Below are 11,978 nucleotides of genomic sequence, written 5' to 3'. Positions count from 1 at the left end.
ATTATAAATTAAGCGTTAAACTCAAATGTGTATTTATGACAAAACTAATAAAAGCAAGCAATAATTAAAATTGCTTGCTTTTATAAATGTTAATTTGTCAAAATCATTTTCTTTGTATCTACTTCTTTATCATCTACAATTAATGAATAAATATAGATGCCAGGTTGCAAGTCAGATTCATTAATGGTAATATATCCATTTCCTCTTTCATATATAGGCATATTTTTAATTTGTTTACCGTTCATGTCATATATAAAAAGCGATGCTTTTTTAATAGTTTCAGGCAAAAAATAGCCTATTTTAGTAATCTTATTAAAAGGGTTAGGTGAATTCTGTTTAAGATTCGGTAAATCATTAGATTCATTTGATTCTTCAATTATTTGTTTTTGAGAATAAGAAATGTTTATTAATTTTTTTAGTTCGTCAATTTGATTCTGTTGTTCTTTAATAGCTTCAACAAGCAAAGCCGTTAAGTCAGTATAAGCAATACCTTTTGTACTATCTGGCATAGTTTTTACAATACCCGGTAAAATCTTTTCAATATCTTGAGCGATAAATCCAAGTCTTTGACCTTTTTCTTTTTTCACACCTTTATCCTCTTTATAATCAAATTGGATTCCATTCAATTTCATAACTAGAGATAAAGGAGAATTTATCTTATTGATGTTTTGCTTTAATTTTAAATCAGAGCCAAAATATCCTCCCTGAGAACACCATAAAAAACCTGATGCTGAAACATAAAATTTATCAACTCCATTATATGTTAAGTGGTAAGCACAAGCATTTGGATTATGTACTGTAGTTCTGACAGCTCGTCCATAATCAAGTGCGTATGAGTTAATTTCAACACTTCCATTACTTAGGACTTTTAGTTGAGAATATGTATAGTTTGTATTGGCAAAAAAAAGTATACCTAAAATCAAGGTAAAGTTTATTATTTTTTTCATTTTTATAAGTTATTAGAATTATTATTGAGGACATGTTAAACAATGGGTGATTGCTGTAAATTCGCTTCCATAAGGTACTATAAAATCTTCATCCAACTCAATATAGTCAGTAGCTCGAAGAATAATACTTGAATTACTTGGAATGGTTGAACTACTCAATGAATAATACTTCTGTACTTTGTATTCATGATTTATAAAATCAAAATTACTAGATACAATACCATTAGAACAATCTGTTTTTAATTTATAATATTTAAAAGATTTATATTTCCAAAAAGCGGGAAAAACTGTTGAACTATTTGGTGTACAATTCGGATCAATTTGGAAAGTCAAAAACATATACATAGGGTTATCTGATACAATTTTAGGGTCTGAAAACTCTTTTACTAAATTATCATTTACTGAAATTTTAACTAGACTTGGTGTCCATTGTAAGGAATATTTGTTATAATCCAATGTCAAATCATTTAACCCTGTTACAGTTTCAGCTAAAAATCCTCCATAGCAAGATGTATTATAATTTCCTAGACCACAATGAAATTGAGTTCCAATTGAACAATCACAACCATTTGGTTCTAAAACATCAATTTCATGTCTTGCACATGTACTACTTCCCATATGAAACCAGAAACCACCCCAATAACCCATACCCTTGGGTATCTGACTATAAATCTCATAATATCCGTAAGAAAAAGTTTTTTTATTTACAGTTTCAATTCCTCCTGAAATATAGTTACCATTTATCTTTTCGCATTTAAGGGTTAGAACACCGCCTGTTGCAGTGACATTATTTGCATTAAAAGTTTCAAGTCCCCAAGTTCCATTTGGTACACTATTCCATAAACTCGAGTTAAGGGAATTGAAGTTATCGTATGTGTCTAATACAAAATGAGGATCGTTATCTGGTGTCTGTGATTTCACTATATTTGAAATAATTATCAATAAAAAAATAAGGATTTGTTTCATTATAATAAAATTTTAAGTTTATATTATGATTAACTCTAACAAACAACAAAATAGTGGAGGTGATTTATTCATAAAACTATAGTGTAATATGAATTTTTTAAGGATAAGTGGTAATCTATATTTTAATATCCTACTAAAGAAATATTTAGCCTTTTTTTGTTTAAATAAAGTTCTATTTTTCATATTAACTAATAACCTAATAATAATCAAATGCACATATTTTATTACAAAAAACATATAAAATACTGATACTATAATAAATTTTATTTTAATATTAGTTGCACCTTAAATAGATTATTAATTATTTTAAATTAACATTTACAATTAAAACATACTAATTGTATCAAATTTAATGAAATAAATCTATATAATGAAATATGTGACAATAAATTTTGATTTTTAATCCGATAAAATAATTAATACACTACTTTAGCGAAAAGATTAATTGAGTAAACAATCGTTATTTCATTGAACTCCATTCGTACAAGTCATATAACTATTGAAATTCTTTTAAAGCCTTGCCATATAATATTCAAATAGAAAACCCTGCCTTCGCAGGGTTCACTATACTAATAACATTGAGGACATCTCAAAATCCGAGACACCCTCTTCTTTTCTAATTCTTATTCATCTCAACATTCAAAACGCTCAGCTCCCCATTCGTAATAGCTACAGTTACCACCTGATCCTTATAGCCACTCTTCGATACGGTTACATTATAAACCCCCTCTGATAACGATTTAACCATAAAACCACCCTTATCAGCGGTTTTCTTTACAATAGCTGCACCATTACCATCAACTGGGGCAATAATAAGCGTTACACCCCTTAAAGGTTCATGACTTGAGGCATCCGTAACCACACCCTTTAGCGCAACCGAACCACCACTTCTCTTAATAACCAATCGGCTATTCTGGTAACCTCTATAAAAATCGGGGTGCGATAACCGAACTATCTCAACAATCCTATCAATATTGCTTAGCGCAGCATCCATTTCTTTGTACAAATCCTCCAGCTGCGTTGTATAAAGCTTCTTACTCATAGCCCCTTCACGAACCGTTGGAATTGCCTCGTTAAACGAATTTATCGTATTAAGGAACATGGTAACCATCCTCTCGGCAATCCCATAAGCAGCTAATGCGTCAATATTCTCATGAGCACGGTTATAGATGCACTGTGCCATGTTTTTCAAATCGGCATCCGCAGCACGGATCATCTCACTTTTCGTGTACTTTACCTCCTTAAGTAGTATCATATTCCCTACATTGGCAGCATAAGCAACCAATTTAAGCGAAAAATCTTCCGCTTGTGCAATCAACGAGGCTCGCAGCTGATTTTTCTCATCAGCAATCCCCGTTTTTTTAAACGCCTGTAGCTCGGCAGCCCCCTGAATCTTGAGGATATTGCCATCTAGTACGGTGGCATTCGTCTTGTAATTCGGTAGGTTCTCCACAATGGTTGCATTAAGCCTCAAAAAATCCTTAACAACCATGTACATGGTAAGTTTTACTTTTTGAAGAATGTTCATTCGATTTAATTTAAAAAGTTAATAATTGCGAGAACCCTTATTTCAAATTGTATACCAAAAATCAATTCGTAGATAAATTTTAACATTATTTTACAGTTGTCCTTTATATACCCTAACGGGTTGTAAGTCCATATTATCTTAATCAATAGCATGCGAAGTGTAGCCTTGGGTATTACGTATATTTTTATATTCGCCCTGAAAGGTTAGATTAAATTGGTCTTTCAGCCCGTTAAAAACATCAATAAAACAATTAATAAAACGGATAATCATACAATGTTTTTAGAACCAAACATCGTTATCCGATAATATTTTGAATGGTATCTATCTTAGAACGATTAATAATATTTCGCTGCTCTGCAGCTCCGATTTCGTTTCATTAATCACACACTACAAATATTTAGCTGCTCTGCAGCTTTTCAGACCATAGCACCGCAGTAATATTTGCATGAAACAAGGCAAAATCCCAATGCAATAGAGCAAAATCCAATTGCAGCCAATCAAAACCTATTTGCAAACCATCAAAACCACTTTGCAAACCATCAAAACCACTTTGCAGTCAATCAAAATACCATTGCACGTTATCAAAACCTCTTTGAAGACAATCAAAACCACTTTGCAGAACATCAAAAACTCTTTGCAGAACATCAAAAACTCTTTGCAGACCAACAAAACCAATTTGAATAACAACAAAACCTCTTTGCACATAATCAATCGTGAATTGCAACAACACAAAACCCTATTGCGAAACAACAATCGTCAACCGCGTCAAAACAAAACCCCATTGCATCTCAATAATCGCATTTTGCAATAGCCTTATCGTGCATCCCAAATCCACAATCACCAAAAGCGAAAGCCTAAGAAACAAAAACAAAACACATTTCACTCTTCCCTCCGTACCAACCCTAATCCATCACCCAAAATCACTGTTTTATCAGCGGGCGGCCTTAAGATATGGCGAGCCTGAGAGGGAAGAGAACCAAACAACCAACAATCTAGCTAAATCACCATCTTTCCCCCCTCTCTATCCTACCGTTTGTAAACAGTAAAACCCATCAATTTTCAAACACTCACTATTTATTGCAAGATAGAGAGGGGGTTAGGGGGTGAGTCCTTTCAACCCACCCAACCAACCACTATCGCATTTTGCGATAATCTCTCCATACACCCAAGCCACAACCACCAACAACGAAACCCTAAAAAACAAAACACCTTTCACTCTCCCCTCCTTCCCAGCCTTAATCCATTCCCAAAAATCATTGTTTAAACAGCAAGCGTCCTGAAAATATGGCGAACCTAAGAGGGAAGGAAACCAAGCAACCAACAATCTAGCTAAATCACCATCTTTCTCCCCTCTCTATCCTACCGTTCGTAATTAGTAAAACCTATCAATTTTCAAATACTCACTATTTATTGCAAAATAGAGAGGGGGTTAGGCGGTGAGTCTATTCAAACCAACCCATCCAACCACTATCGCATTTTGCGATACTCTTCCCCCACAACCAACAACAACCTCCTCAGAGATAAACAAACCTCATTTCCCCCATTCTTTTGTATATTGCAACCGTATTTAACCACAGAACATCTTAAACTCAACCATATGTCCCAAAGTCGATTCTACTCAATAAACACAAAAGGAAAAATAACTACCCTAAACACAGCCAGCGAAGTATTCACAAACCACAAAAACGGTGAATTCTACTGGTTAGACTATTACAAACCAACCCGCGAAGAGCTAACTACACTTATTGAACCCCTTGACTTGCACCCCCTCACCGTTGAGGATTGCACCGACGAAAACCTAGTCCCAAAAATTGAGGAATACCCAAACAACACCTTCATCATCTTTAACTCCTACTCCTACATCGAAAGGGAACTTTGGGTTGATGAGGTGGACTTTATTATTGGTAAAAACTACCTAATAACAGTTAGCGGATACAACTCAAACGGCAGAAACCCGTTAATCGGAATAGAAAAATTGGTTGAAAGGGAGATAAACCAAGCCAAACTTGGCCCATCCCACTTACTACAAATCATCCTCGATCACGTAGTAGATAAAATGTTTGTTGCCATTGAATCGCTGGAAGAAGAACTCGATGCTGCAGAAGAAAACCTCATTAACGACCCTGCAACCTTTGTCCCATCGGAAACCATTCGGTTGCGCCGTCACCTATTAACCCTGCGCAAAAGCCTTTTCCACGAAAGGGAAATACTTGTAAAGATTTGCCGAAAAGATTGCCCATTTATCTCCGATAGTGCAATATATCACTTCCGTGATATATACGACCATCTATCAAAATTCTTTGAACTAACAGAAACCTACCGTGAAATTGTTTCGAGCCTTTTGGAAATGAACGTCTCCATGATGAACAACAGGCTAACTAAAAGTGCAAACCAAACAAACTTATCCGTTCGCCGCCTCACATTGATATCAACCATCTTTATGCCACTAACACTACTTGCAGGCATTGGTGGCATGTCCGAATGGTCAATGATGACCAACCCCGAAAACTGGCGACTCTCCTACCCTTTTTTCCTTCTAGGAATGATCATAATTGGCGCGCTCAACTATATGTTTATTAAATGGCTCGAGCGCAGGGATAAAGCAAGATATTGATAGAAGACCGAAGATGGAAGTCCGAAGACAGAAGTCAGGAGTTTACTTGTTTAACACTTTTTTACTACGCATTCGCAAGTATTGGTTAAAAGATGTGTCAAAAGTAAAAGTAGTCGTTTAAAAAACAGGAATGAGCGATCAGGAGTTAATACTACAAATCACCCAACACAACGATCATAATGCATTCGCATTGCTCGTGGATAAATACCAGAAATTGGTTGTGAATACGTGTAGAGGTTTTGTAAACAATTACGCTGATGCCGAAGATTTAACTCAAGAGGTTTTTATTGAACTTTTTGAATCACTACCTGAATTTAGACACGAATCGAAACTATCAACATGGATTTATAGGATTGCAGTAAATAAATCGTTAAACCATATTAGGAAGAAGAAAAGGGAAAACATTTTTAGCAGCTTTGCCTCGATATTCGAAAGTTCTGACAAACCTCAAAACTTGGAAATAGCCGATCAAGGCATTTCAGATGAAGCCGATAGAAAAATAAACACAACAGAGTTACATAAAACGCTTAAAACAGCAATTAATAAACTCCCAAAAAACCAAAAGATTGCTTTTATCCTAAGTAAATATCAGGATTTATCATACAAGGAAATTGCTGAAGTAATGGATTTATCGATATCATCAGTTGAATCGCTACTATTCCGAGCAAAAGTCAACTTACAAGAATTACTTTCGAATTACTATAAAAAATAATGCCACAAGACACAAGTTTTTATAAAGATAATTGTCAAACTAATAAATAGCCAGAATATGAGCTGCAAGGATTATCAAAAGCAAATTATTTTACTTCTCGATGGAAAACTCCATCAGGAGTTGGCTAATGAGCTAAACAACCATTTAAATGGGTGTAAGGGTTGCAGAGAGGCCTTGGATAAACTATCGAATGCCTACAACTTAATAGAATTGGAGAAATCAGAATTCAAATGCAATCCCTTTTTGTCAGCAAAAATTCTTGCTAAAATAGATAACAAGCGAGTAAGCAACTCAAATGCAGGAGCATCTTTGAGATATCTAACCATTGTAAGCCTTGCTGCGGCGGGAATTGCACTGGGGATTTTAATCGGTACACTGTATAATAAAAACAGCTATACCGAATTATCATCAACAATACAAACATGGGATCAACAACTTGCGGATGAGTATATGCCCGAGGTTGAGAACAACCCATACAAGTTGGTTACTATTACAAACGAATCACCCATAAAGCCATGAACTTTTTTAGCAAAACAAAATTCTTAGTAGCTGTTATTATAGTTCAATCTGCCATTATTCTTGCCATTGTTGGAACTATGGGCTACCATTTCTTCCGATTCGAGCGAGAGTATAGAGAAAGACCCCGAGAGAATAATCAAATGGGAAGATATGTGGCAAAGCAGCTCCAGCTCACACCTGAGCAGATTATTCAATTCGATTCTTTAAGACATAATTTTCACAAAGAATCGGATCGATTAATGCACGAATCAAGGGTTATTTCCAAAAATATCATGGACGAAATAACATCAGAAAAACCTGATATTGACAAATTGAAAGATTTGGCAACAAAATTTGGAAAACTTCAGGAGGAGCAAAAGCACGTTATGATTGATCATCTCCTTGAAATTAGAAGCAAATGCAATACCTCTCAGCAAATGAATTTCAAAAAATTAGTTCAACGCATGGAAAGGCATGAGCGTAATGAACGTGAAAGAAATCGTAATAGGGAAGGCAGACGCAGGGAGTAAATTGAGTAGATATTTTTAATTAATTGTACTTTGATAGATTAACTTTATAATTAATTTTTCTGCTTTTTCACCCCTTACCCCAAAGGGAGAAAGCAGAAAAATCAACCTACACCCTTTAGGGATAGGGGTAAATTAGGTTGATTTTTCGTGTGTTTTTCTAATCTATTAAAGTAACTAAAAAACAGCGAATTCGCAATTCAAGCCTAAGTGAATGCAAAACACTTAGCACTAGCAAACAAGAGCAATCATTATACGCATATCCGTTCTTATACCAATAGGCAAAACACAATCCATTGTCATTCCGGGCGAAGACCCGGAATCTAATCAAAGGGATAGATTCCTGCTTTCGCAGAAATGACTGGTAGTTTGATTTTGAATAGTAATGATTACGGATAGTCATATAATTAACATTAAAATTTAAACACATGAAAAAGACAGTTGTTACAAAAAGTTTATTAGTACTGTTGGTTTCAGTATTAATTACATCATTCTCTTTAAATTCTTACGCCCAACGAGGACCAAGAGAATTTAGGGATTCGGCAAGAATTGATCATCGGATTCCTAATCTAACTGCCGATCAGAAAACAAAAATTGAAACCTTAAGGACAAAACACCTCAAAGAGGTAACCCCTTTAAGGAATGAACTTGACGAGAAGAGAGCACACCTCAAAACTCTAGAATCGATGGAAAAAGTTGACAGGGATGCTATCAATAAAACCATTGACGAGATAACTACTTTACAAGGAAAGATTGTGAAAATGAAGGTTAATCACAGGTTGGATGTTGCTTCCCTTTTAACCGATGAGCAAAAAGTATTCTTTAACTCACATCGTGAGATGAGAGGTAAAGGGGGTCATATGAGACATCCCGGCATGGAACGCATGGAAAGAGATCATGAAATGATGCAAGAAATGCATAAATAATTAAATTCCTTCAAATGAATTAAATAGCCCAACATTTAAGGAAAAGATGAAAAGGTCTTTGGCAATCAAAGGCCTTTTTTATTTGTCTTTATTGAGTTCCGAACTCTTGGAGAGTTCGGAACGCTTAACTCCAAATAGCGAACAAGAAAATTAAAACCTCCTCTAATAAAATGTAAAAAATAGATTTAACTTTGATATATAAACCCAAAAGAAGGTTGGGTTATAAACGAGTTAGGCAATTATAATGAAATTAACAATTGAATTATGTCATTAATTATTTACAAGGAAGGAGATAAGATTTTATTAGAATATTCTCCAGATAACGGAACAGATTGGATTGATGAAGATTTTGATAAAGATGAAGAAATATCGATAAAAAGGACATTTAGCCTATCCAAAGAGAATTTGGTACAAACTGAAGAGAATTTATCTGATAATGACAATAAGCAATTTATCATTGGAAATGCTGAAGGAGATTATTATAAAATATATAAGGAAATTCTTATGACAGACAATGATGTATTGTTCCACATCAATTGTTCAATAACAACCAAATATTTTATAGTAAACAAGAATGTTTCAATATTGTCAAAATTTGAAAAACTTGCAAAACAACAAATAGTTATTGGTGGAGAATTAGAAAATGCGATCCCTGAACCAGAATTTAAACGTGTAATAAATTCATTCCCGACAAACACTGAGTTAAACTATTATGCCGATTCCAGAATAACCAATGTAATTTCACAATATTTAAACGGTGTGAAAGATTCAGGTAAAGCTTTTGAAAAATATCTAGAGAAAAGAAATAAAATTGCGAATACAAGCACAATACCATCAATTAAAAGTTATGAATTAGATAAATATACTTTCATTCTCGAGACTCTTAAAGAAATGCTTAAAAATAGCGATAGTTATTCAGAGAGTGATTGGCAAACACAAATATTGGAAATCATTTTGATACTTTATCCAAAATATATTCGATGTTTTTCAAACGTAATGATTAAAGACTTTTACACTAAAATTGAACAAACTACTAACCGATATATTGACTTAATGTTAGTTGATTCGAATGGAAATGTTGATGTTATTGAGATTAAGAAGCCTTTTGACAATTGCGTTATTACATCTAATACTTATCGAGATAACTATACTCCTTTAAAAGAATTATCAGGGACAATAATGCAAGTTGAAAAATATTTATTTCATTTAAATAAATGGGGAGTAAAAGGAGAAAGAGAATTATCAACTAAATATGAATCGGAGTTACCGAATAATTTGAAGATTCAAATAACTAATCCAAAGGGCATTGTAATTTTAGGTCGTGACAATAATTTACATAAACGTCAATTATTTGATTTAGAAATTATAAAGAGAAAATATGCCAATGTTATGGACATTATCACTTATGATGATTTGATAAAAAGACTAGAAAATACTTTAGAAAAATTTAAATAATAGCCGCTAACACACGCTAAATTTCAGACGAGCTGATATGCTGATATCAATGTTTTTAGTAACTTAGTTTGCTTTTTATCGGAGGATAAAGAATCGGTTCTTTGCTCCCAACCGACAATTTAGAAGCAACCGTTCAAACAATAGCGCTCGTTCTTTAATCGGTAGTTATTCAACATTCTAAAAACAATCCCCATCAGTTCATCGCCCATGATTCCCCACTTGCATAGTAAAATTATCAAGTATGATCAGTGTAATTTCTAAATGTATTAAGTTCTCCAAAATGACTAAATACGTGCCCTACAAAATTCCTTAAATACTCGTTCTCAAGTTCTTTATGTTGACTAATGTGCTGTATCGCAATTAGTGGATTGGTTTTTACTATGTGAATCCCGGGTGTTCTCAACAAATGCTAAATTTGTATTCTTGTTTTCATTAAATTAGCTCAGTTAATTTCTTGTTTAATTTTTTATTATATTACCTTAAATTGTATTAGAAGATTCTATGGCAAAAATCTTTTCTATTCTCAATAATAAGGGCGGTACAGGAAAAACTACTACTGTCCTTAATTTAGGAACTGCGTTAGCCAAAAAGAAAAAAAGAGTTTTACTTATTGATCTGGATAGCCAATGTAATCTAACATCCGCATTAGGATTATGGGGTGCAGAGAACACTATATGTGATTTATTTCTCGGCAAATGCTCAGTAAATCAATCAGTAAAACAACATGAAGAGATATTTTTACTCCCCGCTTCCGATAAACTTCTCGAAGCAGAATTTTTAATAAGCAGTGAGCCTGGTAGAGAGTACATACTCAAAGAGAAACTCGAGAAAATTTTGGATGAATATGATTATATTCTAATTGATTGTCCACCAAGCTTAGGGACTTTATCAATAAACTCGCTGGTAGCAGCCGATTATTTTATTGTGCCAATGCAGGCTGAAAATTTTGCATTTATTGGTCTTGATAGAATTATGTCTGTATCCGAAAAGATTCAAAAACGCATGAACCCTTCATTGCAGCTTGCAGGTATTCTTTTTGTAAAATTGGCTACTCGTACAAAGTTTAGTCAGGCTGTAATTACAAACTTAACGATCAATGAACATTTTAAAGACAAACTGTTTAGCACATATATCCGTCAGGATATTTCTTTAATGGAATCGGGTGCCTTTAAGCAGTCTATATTTGAGTATGCCCCTAAGAGCAGGGGAGCTGAGGATTACATGGATTTTGCAAACGAATTGATTAATAAATATGGCAAGAAATAAACTTACAATTGACGATATTCAGAAAGCACTTCTTTCTAATACTCATTTTATAAAGGAAGCTGAACCTGAAAAACCCTTAGAAATTACAAAAGTTAATACCCAAAGTGGTAAGGTTGAAAATTCAACAAATGGTAGCTTTCAGATAGATCCAAGAGTTTTAAAACGAATTAAAATTTTATCAGACTATTTAAAAATCGATCAAGATGAGCTAATTAATAATGCACTAATGTACTATTTGAGTATTAAATCTGCACAGCTTAATCAGGCAATGAAGGAACATACCAAGAAATAATGTTTTTTTGTTTTTTATTTTAACAGACAATTTTACCGCAGAAACGTTGTGGTATATAGCAGGAAGATCTTACAAAAATAATTGAAAAGAAGAGAACTTATATCTCTCGTGTAGAGAATGATGATAGCAACATCTCTTTAAGTACATTATTGGAATTTGTAGAGAAAGGTCATGGTGGTAAAGTAAGAATTTCCATAGAACTATAAATATTAATCAATCCATTATCACTTTCCAACACCCAAGTCTA

11 protein-coding genes are annotated in these 11,978 nt (G+C 33.8%); 8 read left to right on the top strand and 3 right to left on the bottom strand.

Features of this window, described 5'->3' with window-relative positions; all coding sequences use genetic code 11:
• Positions 1-89 precede the first annotated feature (89 nt).
• The 3 genes from HOO91_06220 to HOO91_06210 form a co-directional block, all read right to left on the bottom strand.
• Entirely contained in the window at positions 90-947 is an 858-nt protein-coding gene (locus HOO91_06220; GenBank protein NOU17138.1) for a T9SS type A sorting domain-containing protein, read from the bottom strand.
• 21 nt (positions 948-968) lie between these two features.
• On the bottom strand, positions 969-1,913 hold the full coding sequence (locus tag HOO91_06215; protein NOU17137.1) for a family 16 glycosylhydrolase: 945 nt from the start codon (positions 1,911-1,913) through the stop codon (positions 969-971).
• 616 nt (positions 1,914-2,529) lie between these two features.
• The gene (locus HOO91_06210; GenBank protein ID NOU17136.1) at positions 2,530-3,441 is read right to left on the bottom strand and encodes a carboxypeptidase regulatory-like domain-containing protein; all 912 of its coding nucleotides are present in this window, start codon (positions 3,439-3,441) and stop codon (positions 2,530-2,532) included.
• Between the two features lie 1,597 nt (positions 3,442-5,038).
• Between HOO91_06210 and HOO91_06205 the strand changes: the two genes are divergently transcribed.
• From HOO91_06205 to HOO91_06170, 8 genes are all read left to right on the top strand, one after another.
• On the top strand, positions 5,039-6,055 hold the full coding sequence (locus tag HOO91_06205; GenBank protein ID NOU17135.1) for a magnesium transporter CorA family protein: 1,017 nt from the start codon (positions 5,039-5,041) through the stop codon (positions 6,053-6,055).
• 130 nt (positions 6,056-6,185) lie between these two features.
• Positions 6,186-6,767, top strand: coding sequence for a sigma-70 family RNA polymerase sigma factor (locus HOO91_06200; GenBank protein NOU17134.1), 582 nt, complete (start codon positions 6,186-6,188; stop codon positions 6,765-6,767).
• Between the two features lie 57 nt (positions 6,768-6,824).
• Positions 6,825-7,286: a zf-HC2 domain-containing protein gene (locus tag HOO91_06195; protein ID NOU17133.1), complete on the top strand. Its 462-nt coding sequence runs from the start codon at positions 6,825-6,827 to the stop codon at positions 7,284-7,286.
• Positions 7,283-7,795: a periplasmic heavy metal sensor gene (locus HOO91_06190; GenBank protein NOU17132.1), complete on the top strand. Its 513-nt coding sequence runs from the start codon at positions 7,283-7,285 to the stop codon at positions 7,793-7,795. The genes HOO91_06195 and HOO91_06190 overlap by 4 nt, the downstream gene beginning before the upstream one ends.
• 425 nt (positions 7,796-8,220) lie before the next feature.
• A complete protein-coding gene (locus tag HOO91_06185) occupies positions 8,221-8,718 on the top strand; it encodes a Spy/CpxP family protein refolding chaperone (protein ID NOU17131.1) in 498 nt (165 codons plus the stop codon).
• 264 nt (positions 8,719-8,982) lie between these two features.
• Complete coding sequence (locus HOO91_06180) at positions 8,983-10,173, top strand: DUF4263 domain-containing protein (GenBank protein ID NOU17130.1); 1,191 nt, start codon at positions 8,983-8,985, stop codon at positions 10,171-10,173.
• 501 nt (positions 10,174-10,674) lie between these two features.
• Entirely contained in the window at positions 10,675-11,439 is a 765-nt protein-coding gene (locus HOO91_06175; GenBank protein ID NOU17129.1) for a ParA family protein, read from the top strand.
• On the top strand, positions 11,426-11,731 hold the full coding sequence (locus tag HOO91_06170; protein NOU17128.1) for a hypothetical protein: 306 nt from the start codon (positions 11,426-11,428) through the stop codon (positions 11,729-11,731). Before HOO91_06175 ends, HOO91_06170 begins: the two co-directional genes overlap by 14 nt.
• Positions 11,732-11,978: the final 247 nt, after the last annotated feature.

It is taken from the genome of Bacteroidales bacterium (assembly GCA_013141385.1).
Taxonomy (GTDB): domain Bacteria; phylum Bacteroidota; class Bacteroidia; order Bacteroidales; family Tenuifilaceae; genus UBA8529.
The sequence above is the reverse complement of the archived record's forward strand: the minus strand, read 5'-3'. Positions and strand labels throughout refer to the sequence as shown.

What these genes read in the sequence shown, in the direction of transcription:
- HOO91_06220 (NOU17138.1), bottom strand. Translation starts at nt 947, where the DNA reads ATGAAAAAAATAATAAACTTTACCTTGATTTTAGGTATACTTTTTTTT.
- HOO91_06215 (NOU17137.1), bottom strand. Translation starts at nt 1,913, where the DNA reads ATGAAACAAATCCTTATTTTTTTATTGATAATTATTTCAAATATAGTG.
- HOO91_06210 (NOU17136.1), bottom strand. Translation starts at nt 3,441, where the DNA reads ATGAACATTCTTCAAAAAGTAAAACTTACCATGTACATGGTTGTTAAG.
- HOO91_06205 (NOU17135.1), top strand. Translation starts at nt 5,039, where the DNA reads ATGTCCCAAAGTCGATTCTACTCAATAAACACAAAAGGAAAAATAACT.
- HOO91_06200 (NOU17134.1), top strand. Translation starts at nt 6,186, where the DNA reads ATGAGCGATCAGGAGTTAATACTACAAATCACCCAACACAACGATCAT.
- HOO91_06195 (NOU17133.1), top strand. Translation starts at nt 6,825, where the DNA reads ATGAGCTGCAAGGATTATCAAAAGCAAATTATTTTACTTCTCGATGGA.
- HOO91_06190 (NOU17132.1), top strand. Translation starts at nt 7,283, where the DNA reads ATGAACTTTTTTAGCAAAACAAAATTCTTAGTAGCTGTTATTATAGTT.
- HOO91_06185 (NOU17131.1), top strand. Translation starts at nt 8,221, where the DNA reads ATGAAAAAGACAGTTGTTACAAAAAGTTTATTAGTACTGTTGGTTTCA.
- HOO91_06180 (NOU17130.1), top strand. Translation starts at nt 8,983, where the DNA reads ATGTCATTAATTATTTACAAGGAAGGAGATAAGATTTTATTAGAATAT.
- HOO91_06175 (NOU17129.1), top strand. Translation starts at nt 10,675, where the DNA reads ATGGCAAAAATCTTTTCTATTCTCAATAATAAGGGCGGTACAGGAAAA.
- HOO91_06170 (NOU17128.1), top strand. Translation starts at nt 11,426, where the DNA reads ATGGCAAGAAATAAACTTACAATTGACGATATTCAGAAAGCACTTCTT.